Here is a 16,411-nt window from a genome sequence, read left to right on the forward strand (position 1 = left end):
TGCGAATGAAACGAGAATTGCCCCCGCTCAACGCCCTGCGCGCCTTCGAGGCTGCAGGACGGCTGGGCAGTTTCAAGGAAGCCGCCACTGAACTCCATGTCACGTCCGGGGCGATCAGTCAAAGCGTGCGATTACTCGAGGACTGGCTCGGCGCTGCCCTGTTCGAACGGCACAACCGGCGGGTGCTGCTGACAGCGGCAGCCAGGGCGTACCTGACTGACATCAGCCCGTTGCTGGAACAGATTGCGCTGGCGACGACGCGCTTCGGTTTACCCGATCCGGCGCCGCGTACGCTGCTGGTCAACGCGCTGGCCACGTTCACGCTGCGCTGGCTTGTGCCCAGGCTCGAGGCGTTTCGCGCCAGCTATCCCGGCATCGACGTGCAGGTGCACACGTCCAACAAGCCGGTGGAAAGTCTGAAAGAGCCCTACGACATCATCATTCGCGGCGGGCCCGACACGCTCTATGGTTATTCGACCCGAGCCTTTCTCAGTGAAGACCGGTTACCAGTGTGCAGCCCGGCGCTGCTGCAACGGCTGCCGCTGCATGTTCCTGAAGACCTGAGGCACCACACGCTGCTGCACACCTCAAGCCTTCCCAGGCTATGGCCGGACTGGCAGGCCAGTGCCGGTATACCTGACATGCAGCCGGCCGCGGGCGTGGTGTTCGATCATTTCTACCTGACGTTGCAGGCCGCCATCGACGGCCTGGGCATCGCCATGGGGCCGAGCGCGCTGGTCGCCGCCGATTTGCAGAGCGGACGGCTGGTGACGCCCTTCACCGAGCCCCGGATCAAGTCGCGCAGCTATTGCGCCTATGTCCCGACCGAGAGGCTTACCGATGAGACAGTGCAACTGTTCTGTGCGTGGCTCGAAGGGCAGGGCGGCAGTTGAAAGCCTGTGATCGGCCCGGCATTGACGTCGATCAGCGCCGGGCCGACCGGCGCTCACTTGCGGGCCTCCAGAATCAGATTGAAGGGCGTCTCCGTGGCCCGACGAAAATGACTGAAGCCTGCCTCTTCAAACACCTTGCGCAGCCTTGCCTCGCCAGCTTGCGCGCCCAGTCCCAGACCGACTTCCTGGGACAACGAGTTCGGTGTGCAGATAAACGTCGAAGCGGCATAGAACAATCGGCCGACCGAGGTCATGTTCTCGTCGAGCGAGTCATTGGCGTAAGGCTCCACGAGCAGCACCGTGCCGTCGTCGTCCAAGGATTCCAGGGCATGTTGCGCTGCGCCCACCGGGTCGCCCATGTCGTGCAGGCAGTCGAAGTAACAGATCAGGTCGTAACCGTCGCCGGGAAAGTCCTTGGCGGTGCCTTCGGCGAAGCTGACACGCGCGCCGACGCCGCTTGCTTCGGCGCGCTGTTTTGCGGTGGCAATGGACGGCGCGTGGTAATCGAAACCGGTAAAGTTTGATGCTGGAAACGCCTGGGCCATGACCAGGGTGGACGCCCCGTGCCCACAGCCGATGTCAGCCACACGGGCACCCGCGTTGAGCTTGTCCACCACGCCTTGCAGCGCCGGCAGCCATTGCGACACCAGATAGGTTCTGTAGCCGGGTCGGAAGAAGCGCTCGGTTCCGCTGAACATGCACGGGTGATGCTCGCCCCAGGGCAGCGCGCCATCACCGCGCATGGCGGCTACCAGTTTGTCCTTGTCGTGAAACATCGACGCCACCACCATTGCGCCACCTGCCGCGTACACCGGCGAGTCCTCGATGGCCAGCACCAGGGCCTGCTCTTCGGGTAGCACGAACTGTCCGTCGCGATGCTCGATATACCCCGACGCGACATGAGCACTGAGCCATTCCTGAACCAGTCGCGGATTGCATTGAACCCTGTCGGCCAGTTCCTGCGCAGTGACCGGTCGACTGTCCGCCATGGCTTTGTAAAAGCCCAGCTCATCGCCGAGTACCAGATTGGCCATCATGGCGGCGGCACCCATGTCGGACACCAGCTTGCCCATGACTTCGTGAAGTTTTACCTCGTTCATGACCTACCCTCCTGCGAGAGGGCCACCGTCGGCACGGGTACGAATGACCTGATTACTGTTGGCGGTGGTCGAGTGAGTGACAGTGCGGGTCGTGGCTTCCCGTCTTCTTCGACAACGCGGCCGAATGCGCGAAGCACGCCCGTCCATTGCCCCACAGCTAGCCGCCGCGGGGCAGTTTATTCTAGCCCTGCGGCCGTGTGCGATTGACGCATCGCGACGTGCGGCGAACTCAGGTGTTGGAATTGCGCTGACGCATTGAATTTATAAACGGACGATCGGGTCAGTGAAGAACGGCTGGCGTTTTATTGCGGATGCCCTCGTATCGCTATGCGGGGCATCAACGTATAGCACCAGATGACTGATCTCTCTCAAGGACAGACGATGACCTTTTTCATTTTTCTTCTCGCCTGCGCGGCTGCGGCAAGCACCGGCATTATATTCAAGCCGGGCCAATGGTACGAAAAGCTGGTCAAACCAAGCTTCACCCCGCCGAACTGGTTGTTCCCGGTGGCGTGGACGGTTATCTATCTGTTGCTCGCGTGGGCGGGCTACCGCCTGAGCCTGATACCCGGCAGCCAGCCGGTGCTCGCGTTGTGGGCCGCGCAGATCGCGCTGAACACGTTGTGGACGCCGGTGTTCTTCGGCGCCCACAAGCTGCTTGCCGGCATGGTGATCATCGCGATGTTGTGGATCGTCGTGGCGGCCATGCTCATCATGGCGTTGCGCCTGGATGTGCTGACCGGACTGATGCTGTTTCCGTATCTTCTCTGGTTGTGCGTTGCAGCCGCGTTGAACTTCTCGATCCTGCGTAACGACCGTTAACCGGTTGAGACACAGGCCAGAACGTGATGCCGGGTCTGGCGTCACGTTTCGAAACTCCATGCGCAAGCAACCTATCGGTCAGCCACCTTGACGTCCGATGACTGCCAGCCGCCGCCCAGCGCCTTGAAGGCCGCGACTGCGGCGCGCGAGGCTTCAGTTTGGGCCTGGGCCCGTGCATCAGACGTCTGAAGCACAGTTTCGTCGGCGCGCAGCACGTCGATCAGGCTGACAGCGCCATTCTGGTAGCCCGCGAAGGACGACTGTCGTGCGGTGGTCAGAGCCGTTTCGCCCCTACTCAGGATCGCGGTTTGCGTTGTGCGGTTGGTCAGCGCAGAGAGGGCGTTTTCGACATCTTCGGTGGCACGCAGCACGGATTGGCGATAAGCGGCGAGGGCTTCGGCTTCGGCACCTCTGGCCTGATTGATCTGCGCGTTGACGCGACCGAAATCAAACAGTCTCCAGCGCAGTCCCAGTACACCTGACGACTGACTCGCGCCGTTACTGAACAAGTTGCCGCTCGACACCGCCGTGGCGCTGCCCAGCAACGCACTCAATGAAACCTTCGGGTAATACTCGCTGACCGCCACGCCAATCCGGGCGCTGGAGGCGGCGAGACGACGTTCGGCAACGATCAGGTCTGGTCGCCGGCGAAGCAGGTCGGCTGGCGTGCCGGTGGCCGTGAGCGGTGGCGGCAGGGGGATAGCCCGGGAGTGGGCCAGCACCGTCCGATTGCTGCCGGGTGGAGCACCGAGCATGACATCGAGCGCGTTCATGGCTGCATCGAGACCTGACTGAAGCACCGGCACCGTGGCCTGCACTTGCGCGAGCTCGCCCTCTGTCTGACGCAATTCGTATTCGGGCGACAGGCCCCTGTCGTAGAGCATGCGCACCTTTGCCAGCAGGTCCTGCCGGGTAGCGACCTGTTTCTGCGCGATGTCCAGCCGCGTCTGCAACCCTCGAAGGGTGATGTAGAGGTCTGCGGTCTGCGCTGCCACCGCTAAACGGGTGGCTGCCACGCCGGCGTCTGACGCCTGATACTCGGCCAGAGCCGCTTCCCGTCCACGCCGCAGCCCGCCGAACACATCCAGTTCCCAGGCGGCATTGAGGTTGGCTTCGTAACCGTTGCCATAACGGTCAAATCCCGGCGTTGCATTCAGCACCTGGCCGAGTGGCGTTTCTACGGACTGATAGGCCCGGGCCGCCTGCCCGTTGAGGTTGCCAGAAGGCAACAAAGCGGCGGTCGCGGTATTCAGCCCGGCACGCGCCTGGGCCAACTGAGCGCTGGCCTGGGCGAGACTGAGGTTCTGTGCAAGTGCACGGCAGACGAGGTCATTCAGCACGGGATCGTCGAAACGCTTCCACCAGTCAGCATTCAAGGCGGCAGCCCCTGTAGAATCCGGATTCGCGTCAGGTCGGGCCACATAACGGTCCGCCAATGGAGCATCTGGCCGGTGGTAATCCGGACCTACGGCGCAGCCCGCCATCAGGCTGGCACTCACAACCAGTGCGTACGTATAGAGCGGGCGCATTGAAATTCCTTGATTCGATCAAGTTTGTGACTATATTACGATTTGGTCACTTGTTGTCAATCAAGGCTTGCGGAGCTAAGCTGAAAACATGACAAAACATATCGATACGAGCCCATCGCGCGGGCCCTCCGACCACAGTGTTCGCGATCAGGTCGTGGAAGCGGCCACCGAGCACTTCGGCCATTACGGTTTCGAGAAAACCACGGTGTCCGACCTTGCCAAGGCCATCGGTTTTTCCAAGGCCTACATCTACAAATTCTTCGATTCCAAACAGGCCATTGGCGAGGTGATCTGTTCCAACCGACTGGCCATGATCATGACCATCGTCAACGCGGCACTCACGGACGCGCCGACAGCGTCGGAGAAGCTGCGACGCCTGTTTCGCGCGGTCGTGGAGGCAGGCAGCGATCTGTTTTTTCATGACCGCAAGCTGCATGACATAGCTGCCGTGGCGACGCGAGACAAATGGCCGTCGGCTATTGCGCACGACGCCCGTCTGCGCGAGCTGATCCAGCAGATCGTTCTCGAAGGACGTGAGTCCGGCGAGTTCGAGCGCAAGACACCCCTGGACGAAACCGTCCAGGCCATTCATCTGGTCATGCGTCCCTACATCAGTCCGGTGCAGTTGCAGTACAACCTCGACATCGTTCCTACGGCCCCCGTCCATCTGTCCGCATTGATCCTGAGAAGTCTTGCGCCATGAGTTTGTGACTATTGACTAATTTGGTCACTATATAGAGAATCGGATTCCTGCTCACTTTTCAGGTTAGGGATCCCATGCTCCGGCTCACACCTGCAACCCTTGCGGTTTGCGTACTGCCTTTGGTTTTGACCGCGTGCGGCGACTCGTCGAGCGTGCGCGATCCTCGCAATCAGCCTCCGCTGGTCAGAAGCGCTACGGTAGCGAGCGCTGATGACACGGCGCGCTCGTTCACCGGCGTGGTGGTGGCGCGTGTCCAGAGCGATCTGGGGTTCCGCGTGTCCGGCAAGGTGCTGGAGCGGCTGGTCGATACCGGTCAGACCGTCAGGCGCGGCCAGCCATTGATGCGTCTGGACCCTGTAGACCTCGGTCTGCAGGCTCAGGCACAGCAGCAGGCGGTGGCGGCAGCCGTAGCCCGGGCCAGACAAACGGCGGATGACGAAGCGCGTAATCGCGATCTGGTGGCTGCCGGGGCGATTTCTGCGTCGGCTTATGACCGGATCAAATCCCTGGCCGATACGGCAAAGGCCGAACTCAGCGCGGCGCAGGCCCAGGCCGCGGTGGCTCGCAACGCCACCGGGTATGCGGTGCTGCTGGCCGATGCCGACGGTGTGGTGATGGAAACCTTGGCAGAGCCCGGTCAGGTTGTCAGCGCAGGCCAGCCAGTTGTCCGTCTGGCCAGGGCCGGGCAGCGCGAGGCCATCGTTCATTTGCCCGAAACACTGCGCCCTGCCATTGGCGCACCGGCCCGGGCCAGAATGTACGGCAGCGATGCTGACGCTATTGCAGCCAGGCTGCGGCTGCTCTCCGATTCCGCCGATCCGCTGACCCGGACCTTCGAAGCCCGCTATGTGCTCGACGGTGCCAACGCCTTAGCACCGCTGGGTTCGACGATCACCCTGGACATCGATGACAGCAGACTTTCCCGAGGAACACTTGCGGTGCCCATCGGCGCCCTCCATGACTCAGGGCAAGGTCCAGGCGTATGGGTGATCGCGGGCACGCCCGCCAAAGTCGCTTGGCGCGGTGTGCAATTGCTGGGTCTGAGCGACGATTCGGCCCGTGTCAGCGGCGGCGTGCAGCCTGGCGAACAGGTCGTGGCGCTCGGTGCGCATTTGCTGCACGACGGTGAAGAGGTGCTGGTGTTGCCGCCGCGTGGCGGTATTGCCGGAGCGCGACCATGAGCAGTGGACGTTTCAATCTGTCGGCACTGGCCGTTCGCGAGCGCTCCATCACGCTGTTTCTGATTTTCCTGATCGGTGTGGCCGGCACGCTGTCGTTCTTCAAGCTCGGGCGTGCGGAAGACCCACCGTTCACGGTCAAGCAGATGACCATCATTTCCGCATGGCCGGGGGCCACGGCGCAGGAGATGCAGGATCAGGTCGCCGAGCCGCTCGAAAAGCGCATGCAGGAGCTCAAATGGTATGACCGCAGCGAGACCTACACCCGGCCGGGACTCGCGTTCACCATGGTGTCACTGCTGGATAAAACGCCGCCTTCCCAAGTGCAGGAAGAGTTCTATCAAGCGCGAAAGAAGCTTGGCGATGCCGCGAAGACCCTGCCTGCAGGCGTCATCGGACCGATGATCAACGATGAGTTTTCGGACGTGACCTTTGCGCTGTTCGCGTTGAAAGCCAAGGGTGAACCTCAGCGTCTGCTGGTACGCGATGCCGAAGCGCTACGGCAGCGGCTGCTGCACGTACCGGGCGTGAAGAAGCTCAATATCGTCGGTGAACAGACCGAGCGCATCTTCGTCTCGTTCTCTCACGAACGACTGGCGACGCTGGGTATCGCGCCGCAGGACATTTTCACCGCGCTCAACACCCAGAACGTGCTGACGCCTGCCGGGTCCATCGAGACCCACGGGCCTGAGGTCTTTCTGCGCCTGGATGGCGCGCTCGACACGCTCGAGAAGATTCGCAACACGCCGATTGTAGTGCAGTCCAGGACCCTCAAACTGTCGGATGTCGCGGTCGTGGAGCGTGGTTATGAAGATCCGGCGACGTTTCTGGTTCGCAATCAGGGCGAGCCCGCGTTGCTGCTCGGCGTCGTGATGCGTGATGGCTGGAACGGTCTTGACCTCGGCAAAGCGCTGGATGCCGAGACCGCCAGTATCAACGCAGGCATGCCGCTGGGCATGACCCTGTCCAAGGTCACAGACCAGGCGGTGAACATCGCCTCATCGGTCGATGAGTTCATGATCAAGTTCTTCGTCGCGCTGCTGGTGGTGATGCTGGTCTGCTTTCTCAGCATGGGCTGGCGCGTCGGTGTGGTCGTTGCCGCGGCAGTGCCGCTGACCCTGGCGATCGTGTTCGTGGTCATGGAAGCCACCGGCAAGAACTTCGACCGCATCACCCTGGGTTCGTTGATTCTGGCGCTGGGCCTGTTGGTGGATGACGCTATCATCGCCATCGAAATGATGGTGGTGAAAATGGAGGAGGGCTACGACCGCATCAAGGCGTCGGCCTACGCCTGGAGCCACACCGCCGCGCCCATGCTCGCCGGTACGCTGGTTACGGCGGTCGGTTTCATGCCCAACGGCTTTGCCCAGTCCACGGCGGGCGAGTACACCAGCAACATGTTCTGGATCGTCGGCATTGCGCTGATTGCTTCCTGGATCGTCGCCGTGGTTTTCACGCCGTATCTGGGCGTGAAGTTGCTGCCGGACATCAAGCCGGTCGAAGGCGGCCACGCCGCGATCTACGACACGCCGCACTACAACCGCTTTCGCCGGACTCTGGCCCGCGTCATCGCCCGCAAATGGCTGGTGGCTGTCGTAGTGATCGCAACGTTTGTCGTGGCGGTGCTGGGGATGGGGTTGGTCAAGAAGCAGTTCTTCCCGACCTCCGATCGCCCGGAGGTGTTGATTGAAGTGCAGATGCCGTACGGCACTTCCATCGAGCAGACCAGTGCCACGACGGCCAGGGTCGAAGCCTGGCTGCAAAAGCAGGACGCCGCGAAGATCGTGACGGCTTACATCGGCCAGGGGTCGCCACGTTTCTATCTGGCCATGGCGCCCGAGTTGCCCGATCCGTCGTTCGCCAAAATCGTGGTGCTGACCGACAGCCAGGAAGCGCGTGAGGCGCTCAAACTCAGCCTCCGTGAAGCGGTTGCTCAAGGGCTGGCCCCCGAAGCGCGGGTGCGTGTGACACAGTTGGTGTTCGGGCCCTATTCGCCGTTCCCGGTGGCTTACCGCATTGCCGGGCCTGACCCTGACAAGCTGCGTGCGATCGCGCAGCACGTGCAGACCGTCATGCAAGACAGTCCGATGATGCGCACCGTCAACACGGACTGGGGCTCGCGCATGCCGACGCTGCATTTCTCGCCCGATCAGGACCGCTTGCAGGCGGTCGGCCTGACGTCCAGCGCCGTCGCCCAGCAATTGCAGTTCCTGCTGTCCGGGGTGGCCATCACGTCGGTGCGCGAAGACATTCGCTCAGTGGATGTGGTGGGCAGGGCCGCCGGTGATGTCCGTCTCGACCCGTCGAAGATCGCAGGCTTCACCCTGGTGGGCTCAGGCGGGCAGCGCGTTCCGCTCTCGCAGATCGGTGAAGTCGGCGTGCGCATGGAAGATCCGGTGCTGCGCCGTCGCGACCGCGTGCCGACCATCACCGTGCGTGGCGACATTGCCGAACACCTGCAACCGCCCGACGTGTCGTCGAAGATCATCAAGGAATTGCAGCCGATCATCGACAACCTGCCCGCCGGTTACCGCATCGACCAGGCCGGTTCCATCGAGGAATCGGCTAAAGCCACCGTGGCGTTGCTGCCGCTGTTCCCGATCATGATCGCGGTCACTTTGCTGATCATCATCCTGCAGGTGCGCTCGATGTCGGCAATGGTCATGGTGTTCATGACCGCGCCACTGGGGCTGATTGGCGTGGTGCCGACCCTGCTGCTGTTCAATCAGCCGTTTGGTATCAATGCTCTGGTGGGGCTGATCGCGCTGTCCGGCATTCTGATGCGCAACACCCTTATCCTGATCGGGCAGATCGATCAGAACGAAAAGGAAGGGCTGGACCCCTTCCATGCCGTGGTGGAAGCCACCGTGCAGCGAGCCCGTCCGGTGCTGCTCACGGCGCTGGCCGCCATTTTGGCCTTCATACCGCTCACCCATTCAGTGTTCTGGGGCACGCTGGCCTACACCCTGATCGGTGGCACGCTGGGCGGCACGGTAATGACCCTGGTGTTTCTGCCGGCGATGTATTCCATCTGGTACAAAATCCGTCCCGATCAAGGACCGCAGACTGCACCCCACGCTTCCACTGACTCGTCTACGAAGAGGACCTGATGATGGTTAATCCACAAGGACAGAAACGCATCGTTGTGACCGGCTGTGGGCTGGTCGGGCCGCTGGGCTGCGGGGCCGAAGAAGTGTGGCGCAGGTTGCTCGAGGGTCAATCGGGTATTGGTCCGCTTGCCGATGTGCTCAGTGAGGGCACGGGAGTTTCAGTCGCAGGCCAGGTGCCGACGCTGGCGCAAGATCCGGTCGCGGGTTATGACCCGGACCGGTTCATCGCCCCGAAAGAACGCAAGAAGATGGACCGTTTCATCGAGTTTGCGCTGGTCGCTGCGCACGAAGCATTGGCGCAGGCGGGCTGGCATCCTGAGACCGAAGAAGCGCAGCAGCGCACGGCGACGATCATCGCCTCGGGTGTCGGCGGGTTCGGAGTCATTGCCGATGCAGTGCGCACCACTGACACACGGGGGCCGCGTCGCTTGTCGCCGTTCACCGCGCCGTCCTTTCTGGCCAACATGGCGGCGGGACACCTCTCGATCCGCTACCGATTCAGAGGTCCGCTCGGCGCACCGGTGACGGCTTGCGCGGCGGGTGTGCAAGCGATTGGTGATGCGGCTCGTTTGATCCGTAGTGGCGAGGCAGACATCGCAATATGCGGCGGGACGGAGGCTGCGATCGATCGTGTGACCCTGGGCTGCTTTGCCGCCGCGCGTGCATTGTCCACCGGCTTTGCCGACCGGCCCCAAGAGGCGTCGCGTCCGTTCGATCGGGACCGTGACGGGTTCGTCATGGCCGAAGGTGCTGGGCTGCTGGTGATCGAATCACTGGAGCATGCGCTGGCCAGGGGCGCGACACCCATCGCCGAACTGGTGGGTTACGGCACCAGCGCCGACGCCCACCACCTCACGGCCGGACCTGAGGACGGCAACGGCGCTCGTCGGGCCATGGAGCAGGCCTTGCGTCAGGCCAATGTCGAGGCGCGTGACGTGCAACACATTAACGCCCACGCCACCTCGACTCAGGTCGGTGACAAGGGTGAACTCGCCGCGATTCAGGCGGTGTTTCGTACCGGCGGCAAGGTCGCGATCAGTTCCACAAAGTCGGCTACCGGGCATTTGCTGGGCGCGGCGGGCGGGATCGAAGCAGTGTTCACCGTCCTGGCATTGCGCGACCAGATTGTACCGCCCACGCTGAACCTGAACCATCCCGACGAAGCGGCCGAAGGGCTGGACCTGGTGGCCCTGACTGCTCGCAAGATGCCGATCACCCACGCGCTCTCGAACGGGTTCGGCTTCGGCGGGGTCAACGCCAGCGCGCTGTTCAGGCGTTGGGAAGGGCAGTAATGAGCCGTGCAAAAACCGGCGATCCCAAAAGGGTCGGAGCAACCTGATGGGGGATTGCGCTGTTGGCCGGATGGGTCAGCAGGCCTCGCCGCGTGCGTTGCAGGGTAACGTTCCCGAGGCGCGCCACTCTTTGATCAACTGGCGTCGGTTGCGGGTGTAACGTTCTTCAAGTACGTGTGCGCTGGCGATGTCTGCAATGCTGATCGTGCGGTACTGGCTGTCTGACTCGCACCACGCCACGACGTACCGGCTGGCTTCGATGAAGCCGAGCATGATCGGCCAGACAATCTGCGGGTCGAGAGGCGCGTGCTCGATGCATAGCGTGATGCTTAGTTTGTATTGATCGCGCAGGGCCCGGCGTATTTCGCTCAGGTCGATGGACGTGGGGGCGATAAGCGGCCTGCTGATGTAGAAGCTTTCATCATCCAGAGTCGGGCGCATGTCGGCAGGGAGCACGGCGTTGATCTTGGCCAGTGCATTTTTGACGGCGAAGGCAAACTTGTCGTCGGTCTGCCGACTGACCCATTGAGCGCCGATGACCAGCGCCTGGATTTCTTCTTCGGTGAATGACAGTGGCGGCAGCACGAACCCCGGCTTGAGAAGGTAACCCAGCCCCGGTTCACCGTCGATGTCGGCGCCCATGCCCTGCAAGGTCGCCACGTCGCGGCGTATGGTGCGCAGTGACACGCCAAGCTCCCGCGCAAGCGCCTCGCCCGACACCGTCATGCGGTGCCGGCGAAACACTTGCATCAGTTCGAACAATCGATGACTTCTGGCCATGCCTACTCCATCGTGATGACGCCTTTGCCGCCGGTTTTGCGGCCTTGCTCAAGCTCGGTGATCAGTTTGATCGCATCGTCCAGCGCAACCACTTCGCCCACGGGTATCCTGAATTTACCCCTGCTGGCGGCGTCGGCCAGCTTATCCAGAATCTCGACGCGGGGCGAACCGATGACGGGTTTGAGCCTGCGATCGAAGAGCGCCCGGATGAATTTGCCGGGACCGGGGTTCAGGTCCAGAAACACACCGCGCGGTCGCAACATCGCCACGCCTGTCGATACGCTCAGCGTGGCGGCGGTGTCGAGCACCACATCGAAGCGGGTGGTGATCGCCGAGGCGGGTGTTGTCCGGTAGTCGTAGACAGTCTGTACACCCAAAGCCCTGGCTCTGGCAATGTCTTTGGCGCTGCAACTGCCCGAGACGGTCGCACCGAACGACCGCGCAATCTGCACCCCGGCTTCGCCAACCGCTCCCGAGCAGCCATTGATGAACACATGCTGACCTGCTTGCAGCTTCGCTTTGTCGATCAGGCCGTTCCAGGCGGTGATCCCCGGCGTGCCGATACAGGCGGCGTCCTCGAATGAGAGTGAGTCGGGCTTTTTCGCCAGAAAGCTTTCCTTGGTCACCACTGCCTGGGCGAATGCGCCGCTTTCCTTGAATCGTGCCAGACCGAACACCGCATCACCGACCTTGAGCCGGGTGACCTGCGGGCCCACCGCGATGACCGTGCCCGAAAAGTCCATGCCCATTGCGCGGGGAAAAGCTTTGCCGGTGACAATCTTCATCAGCCCGAGGCGCAGTTTCCAGTCGATCGGATTGATGGCGGCGAACCGGACGTGCACTGCCACTTCACCTTCTCCAGGTGCGGACAGCTCGAAGTCTGCGACCCGCATCAACTCCGGGCCCCCGTATTTGCTGTACTGAATGCGTTTCATGAGGTGTCTTCCACGATGGGTCACGATGGGTACGCAGATGACGTTACACAGCCACAGGGACAGTTTTTGTCACCATGGTTCTGTTCTCGCGCTGTATCGCGCAGGCCTGGTAGTTGTAGGGGGCCCATTCTTCGGTAACGACCTGATAGTGCGCGGCCTTGGCGTGAGCGCAGAGCAACAGACACAACGAGACTGCAGCGAATGTCGAATATTTCACGTTGTCGGCCTGGTAACTGTTCGGTCATCCAGAACGGATTTGCTTGAACAGACAAGCCAAGCATAGACGCGGATCGGTCACCCGGCCCACGCGCTCGTGAAACGGCAGTGACGGCTTTATGCGTCACTGCGTACGGCGATCCAGCTGCAAGGCCTATTTGGCGAACGAGTACTCGCCGCCCTGTTCCAGCGCCTTGCGATACGCCGGACGTGCCTGGAATTTCTCGATCCAGGCTGCCAGATTCGGATACGGCTGCAGCTTGCCACGCGCCTTGGCGATTTCGCCGATGAAGCTCATCTGGATGTCCGCGCCGGTCAGTTCCTCGCCCACCAGATACGGCGTCAGTCCGAGCGCCTCGTTCAGGTAGCCCAGGTAATTGGCCACTTCCGATTCGATGCGCGGATGCAACGGCGCACCTGCATCGCCCAGGCGGCCAACGTACAGGTCGAGCATCAGCGGCAGCATGGCCGAGCCTTCGGCGAAGTGCAGCCACTGCACGTATTCGTCATAGGTGGCACTGGCAGGGTCAGGTTGCAGGCGGCCTTCGCCATGGCGGCGGATCAGGTAATCGATGATGGCGCCGGATTCGATCACCACGTGAGGGCCGTCCTGTATCACCGGCGATTTACCCAGTGGGTGAACAGCCTTGAGCTCGGGCGGCGCAAGGTTGGTCTTCGCATCGCGCTCGTAGCGCTTGATCTCGTAGGGCAGTCCGAGTTCTTCCAGCAGCCAGAGAATGCGCTGCGAACGTGAGTTGTTGAGGTGATGAACAGTGATCATGAAGACTCCGCCGTGGACGAGTGGATGGTCATCAACGGACTGCGCGGTGTCCGGGGAGTGCCATCAATCATTCGCTCATTCGACGAGCGTGCCCGCCAGGCCGGGGTCAGTGTGCTGAGCGGGTGCAGTTCGATGCCGATCCTTTCAGCGGCCATCAGGAACGCGCAGGTGCATCAGGTGCCGGGCTGGATGGAACTGACCCTGCACCGCTGTGCGACCACTACCGGTCATCCGAAAAAGTTCTTCCTGCTAATTTAAATAAATCTTAATCTGCGATCAGGGCCCGTAAACACTGGGCTGTGGGAAATATCTATCGATTGATCAGTTATTCCAATCAAGTTCTCTATCAAGTTAGCCAGCGCTGCGCCGATTCACGGACATTCCGGAAAATCGAAGGCACACGCTATGAGCGCGAAATGGTTGGACAACTTGAAAGTCAGCAAAAAACTGGGACTGGGCTTTGCCGCTATTTTGCTGGGGGTATTGACGGTCACGGCGATTGGCTATTCGAGCACCAATCTGCTGATCGAGCGCCTGAGCAAGAGTGGCAAGGTCGCCGAAATCAAGGATGACGTACTCAGTGCGCGGATTGCCGCACAAGCCTACGCCTCCGCGCCAAGCGCTGCCGGGGTTCAAGCCTATGCCAGTGCGCTGGACACTTTGAGCGGCAGCGTCGAACGCGGCCTGGGTGTGTTCGTCGTGTCAAGCAACCTGGCCAGGCTCAAGGACATCAAAGAGCAGGTTGGGGGTCTGAAGCAGACGTTCGACCAATTGGTCGGCATCAACCAGAAAGTCGATGACGCCCTCAAACCGATTATCAAGGTCTCGGACGACGTCAGTGCGACCTTCGAAAATCTGCTGCAGAAAACCATCGACGACACCTTGCGTGAGCCAAGTGAAACAGGCATCCGGCAAGTCAAGATTGCCGGTGATCTGCGCAATGGCATGACCAATTTCCGCCTGGTTTTCCGCCGTTATCTGAGCATTCCGTCCGCCGACAACCGCCAGGCGACCTTCAATGCCGCCGACGCGCTGATCGCTCAGGTGGCTGCCGCACGCAGCCAGTTGCCGGTCGAGGCCAACGGTGCGGTGGATACTGCACTGAACGCGCTCAAGCAATACAAAGTGCTGATGGCCTCCATTTCGGAAATGCTGCAGCAGACCGAACAGGTGCGCACTTCGCTGCAACAGCAATCGATCGCCACCGCGGCGCGTGCCGATGAGTTGGCGCAGGCGCAGGTGGTCAGTGCCAGGCGCGAGCAGAACACCGCCGTGGTTCAGTTGCTGAGCGTTGCGCTGGTCGTGCTGCTGATCGGGGTGCTCGCCGCCGTGATCATCACCCGACAGATCACCGTGCCATTGAACGATACGGTCATTGCCGCACGCCGCATTGCCGAGGGCGACCTGACCCACGACACGGGCACCCCGCGTCAGGATGAACTGGGCCTGCTGCAAAACACCATGCAGCACATGACCGTTGCGCTGCGCGGCCTGATCGGCGGTATCGGTAACGGCATCACCCAGATCGCCACCGCCGCCGAAGAACTGTCGGCCGGAAGCGAGCAGACCAGCGCCGGAGTGGCGCAGCAGAAGCACGAAGTCGATCAGGTGGCCACCGCCATGAACCAGATGGCGTCGACCGTGCAGGAAGTTGCGCGCAACACTGAAGATGCGTCCAGAGCCGCCAAACAGGCCAGCGAACGTGCCGCTCATGGCAGCAGCGTGGTGCAGCATGCGACCCGGGAAATCGGTCAGTTGGCCGGTGAAGTCAAGCAACTGGGTGAGGCCATGCAGCGCCTGACCGAGGACAGCAACAAGATCGGCAGTGTGATCGATGTGATCAAGGCGGTTGCCGAGCAGACCAATCTGCTGGCGCTCAATGCCGCCATCGAGGCAGCGCGTGCCGGTGAGCAGGGCCGGGGTTTCGCCGTGGTGGCCGATGAAGTGCGTTCACTGGCGCAGCGCACCCAGAACTCCACCACTGAAATCGAAGCCTTGATCCAGGCCTTGCAGCAGGGCACGGGCGCGGCATCCGGTTTGATGGACGCCAGCCTGCAACGCACCGAGGGCACCGTGGTGCTGGCGCGCCAGGCCGAGCAGGCGCTGGTGGAGATCAACCAGTCTATCGGCACCATCGAACAGATGAGTCAGCAGATTTCCGCTTCGGCCGAAGAGCAGAGCGCAGTGACCGACGAAATCAACCGCAGTGTGCTCAGCGTGCGGGACATCGCCGATCAGTCCGCTGCGGCGACCGAGCAGAGTGCGGCATCGACCGTGGAGCTGGCTCGCCTGGGCAGCGACCTGCAGAACATGGTCGCGCGTTTCCGTATCTGAAACCTCGGGAGGGCGTGCGGCAACATCGCAAGCTCTCCTGCCTTCAGCTCGCCGGGTCTGTCGCGCGAGTTTCAGCCTCCCGTGCCTCCGCCCGCACCACCACCCAGATCCCCAGTCCCGACACCAGCATGCCGCACGCCATTTGCCATGACAGCGGCTCGTTGAACATCAGCCAGGCCAAAAGCAGGGTGACCGGCGGGCTCAGGTAGAGAACGCTGGCCACGCGTGTGGCCGTGGCGCGGCGCAGGCACAGCCAGTACAGCCCGTAGCCACCCAACGTCGACAGTCCGGCAGTCCACAGCACGCTCAGCGCGAATCCGCGTGTCGGGAGCGGCGAAAGGCCGCCTTGCATGCCCTCGACAACAGCAAAGACAATGCCCGACACGCAACATTGCAGCCACAAATTGGGAAGCAGCCCCAGGGTTTGCGAGCCGCGTCGCTGTTTGCGCCAGAGTGTGGCAACAGCCAGTGACAGCATGCCGAGCAGCGGCAGACCATACGCCCATAAGGGCGCCTTGCCCCAGGCCAGTGCGCCCTGCATCGCAATCATTACCCCAAACAGGCCGATGATCAGCCCCGCCCAGAGCTTCCAGCTCAGACGCTGGCCCAGAAACAGCGTCGCCAGCAGCGCCATGCCGATCGGCAGCAGGTCAGCGAACAGTGCGGCCAGTCCGGCCGGAACGCCCAATGCGATGCCCTGCGTAATGCCCGCCAGATAGCCTAATGCTGTTCACTTAA

13 protein-coding genes and 3 pseudogenes are annotated in these 16,411 nt (G+C 62.0%); 9 read left to right on the top strand and 7 right to left on the bottom strand.

The genetic code is table 11. The features are described 5' to 3' along the window. Nucleotides 1-17: 17 nt before the first annotated feature. Nucleotides 18-893, top strand: a complete 876-nt coding sequence (gcvA, locus tag BZK31_RS00095) for a transcriptional regulator GcvA (RefSeq protein ID WP_244182613.1) — start codon at nucleotides 18-20, stop codon at nucleotides 891-893. Nucleotides 894-946: 53 nt separating this feature from the next. On the opposite strand, the gene BZK31_RS00100 is transcribed toward gcvA, so the two are convergent. Then, on the bottom strand, nucleotides 947-1,993 hold the full coding sequence (locus tag BZK31_RS00100; RefSeq protein ID WP_083180673.1) for a class I SAM-dependent methyltransferase: 1,047 nt from the start codon (nucleotides 1,991-1,993) through the stop codon (nucleotides 947-949). 381 nt (nucleotides 1,994-2,374) lie between these two features. On the opposite strand from BZK31_RS00100, the gene tspO reads away from it, so the two are divergent. Beyond that, on the top strand, nucleotides 2,375-2,815 hold the full coding sequence (tspO, locus tag BZK31_RS00105) for a tryptophan-rich sensory protein TspO (RefSeq protein WP_083180675.1): 441 nt from the start codon (nucleotides 2,375-2,377) through the stop codon (nucleotides 2,813-2,815). A gap of 71 nt (nucleotides 2,816-2,886) precedes the next feature. Here tspO and BZK31_RS00110 read toward each other — a convergent pair whose 3' ends face one another. After that, complete coding sequence (locus BZK31_RS00110; protein ID WP_083180677.1) at nucleotides 2,887-4,344, bottom strand: efflux transporter outer membrane subunit; 1,458 nt, start codon at nucleotides 4,342-4,344, stop codon at nucleotides 2,887-2,889. 88 nt (nucleotides 4,345-4,432) lie between these two features. Between BZK31_RS00110 and BZK31_RS00115 the strand changes: the two genes are divergently transcribed. The 4 genes from BZK31_RS00115 (at nucleotide 4,433) to fabF (ending at nucleotide 10,627) form a co-directional block, all read left to right on the top strand. Further along, nucleotides 4,433-5,047 (top strand): TetR/AcrR family transcriptional regulator, encoded by a 615-nt coding sequence (locus BZK31_RS00115; RefSeq protein ID WP_083180679.1) that lies wholly within the window; start codon nucleotides 4,433-4,435, stop codon nucleotides 5,045-5,047. Between the two features lie 74 nt (nucleotides 5,048-5,121). Continuing rightward, nucleotides 5,122-6,228, top strand: a complete 1,107-nt coding sequence (locus BZK31_RS00120) for an efflux RND transporter periplasmic adaptor subunit (protein WP_083180681.1) — start codon at nucleotides 5,122-5,124, stop codon at nucleotides 6,226-6,228. Continuing rightward, nucleotides 6,225-9,335, top strand: coding sequence for an efflux RND transporter permease subunit (locus tag BZK31_RS00125; RefSeq protein ID WP_083180683.1), 3,111 nt, complete (start codon nucleotides 6,225-6,227; stop codon nucleotides 9,333-9,335). Before BZK31_RS00120 ends, BZK31_RS00125 begins: the two co-directional genes overlap by 4 nt. Nucleotides 9,336-9,337: 2 nt before the next feature. Further along, nucleotides 9,338-10,627 carry a beta-ketoacyl-ACP synthase II gene (fabF, locus tag BZK31_RS00130; protein WP_083180698.1) on the top strand — a complete coding sequence of 430 codons (1,290 nt, stop codon included), beginning with the start codon at nucleotides 9,338-9,340 and terminating at the stop codon, nucleotides 10,625-10,627. A gap of 75 nt (nucleotides 10,628-10,702) precedes the next feature. Here the strand turns inward: fabF and BZK31_RS00135 are convergent, their stop codons facing one another. The 4 genes and pseudogenes from BZK31_RS00135 to BZK31_RS00145 form a co-directional block, all read right to left on the bottom strand. Beyond that, nucleotides 10,703-11,407 (bottom strand): helix-turn-helix transcriptional regulator, encoded by a 705-nt coding sequence (locus tag BZK31_RS00135; protein ID WP_083180685.1) that lies wholly within the window; start codon nucleotides 11,405-11,407, stop codon nucleotides 10,703-10,705. 2 nt (nucleotides 11,408-11,409) lie between these two features. Further along, nucleotides 11,410-12,342 carry an NAD(P)-dependent alcohol dehydrogenase gene (locus BZK31_RS00140; protein ID WP_083180687.1) on the bottom strand — a complete coding sequence of 311 codons (933 nt, stop codon included), beginning with the start codon at nucleotides 12,340-12,342 and terminating at the stop codon, nucleotides 11,410-11,412. Nucleotides 12,343-12,448: 106 nt separating this feature from the next. Continuing rightward, nucleotides 12,449-12,559, bottom strand: a pseudogene (locus tag BZK31_RS29940) (peptide ABC transporter ATP-binding protein); the annotation flags it as partial. Nucleotides 12,560-12,712: 153 nt separating this feature from the next. Continuing rightward, a complete protein-coding gene (locus BZK31_RS00145; protein ID WP_083180689.1) occupies nucleotides 12,713-13,339 on the bottom strand; it encodes a glutathione S-transferase family protein in 627 nt (208 codons plus the stop codon). Here BZK31_RS00145 and BZK31_RS00150 point away from each other — a divergent pair. The 3 genes and pseudogenes from BZK31_RS00150 (at nucleotide 13,325) to BZK31_RS30425 (ending at nucleotide 15,673) form a co-directional block, all read left to right on the top strand. After that, nucleotides 13,325-13,597, top strand: coding sequence for a hypothetical protein (locus BZK31_RS00150; RefSeq protein WP_083180691.1), 273 nt, complete (start codon nucleotides 13,325-13,327; stop codon nucleotides 13,595-13,597). The two genes, BZK31_RS00145 and BZK31_RS00150, sit on opposite strands and share 15 nt — an antisense overlap. Nucleotides 13,598-13,744: 147 nt before the next feature. Next, nucleotides 13,745-14,926, top strand: a pseudogene (locus tag BZK31_RS30420) (methyl-accepting chemotaxis protein); the annotation flags it as partial. 42 nt (nucleotides 14,927-14,968) lie between these two features. After that, nucleotides 14,969-15,673, top strand: a complete 705-nt coding sequence (locus BZK31_RS30425) for a methyl-accepting chemotaxis protein (RefSeq protein ID WP_425273283.1) — start codon at nucleotides 14,969-14,971, stop codon at nucleotides 15,671-15,673. Between the two features lie 43 nt (nucleotides 15,674-15,716). On the opposite strand, the pseudogene BZK31_RS00160 reads toward BZK31_RS30425, so the two are convergent. Further along, nucleotides 15,717-16,394 (bottom strand): annotated as a pseudogene (locus BZK31_RS00160) (DMT family transporter); the annotation flags it as partial. Between the last annotated feature and the right edge of the window lie 17 nt (nucleotides 16,395-16,411).

The organism is Pseudomonas floridensis (assembly GCF_002087235.1).
GTDB lineage: Bacteria > Pseudomonadota > Gammaproteobacteria > Pseudomonadales > Pseudomonadaceae > Aquipseudomonas > Aquipseudomonas floridensis.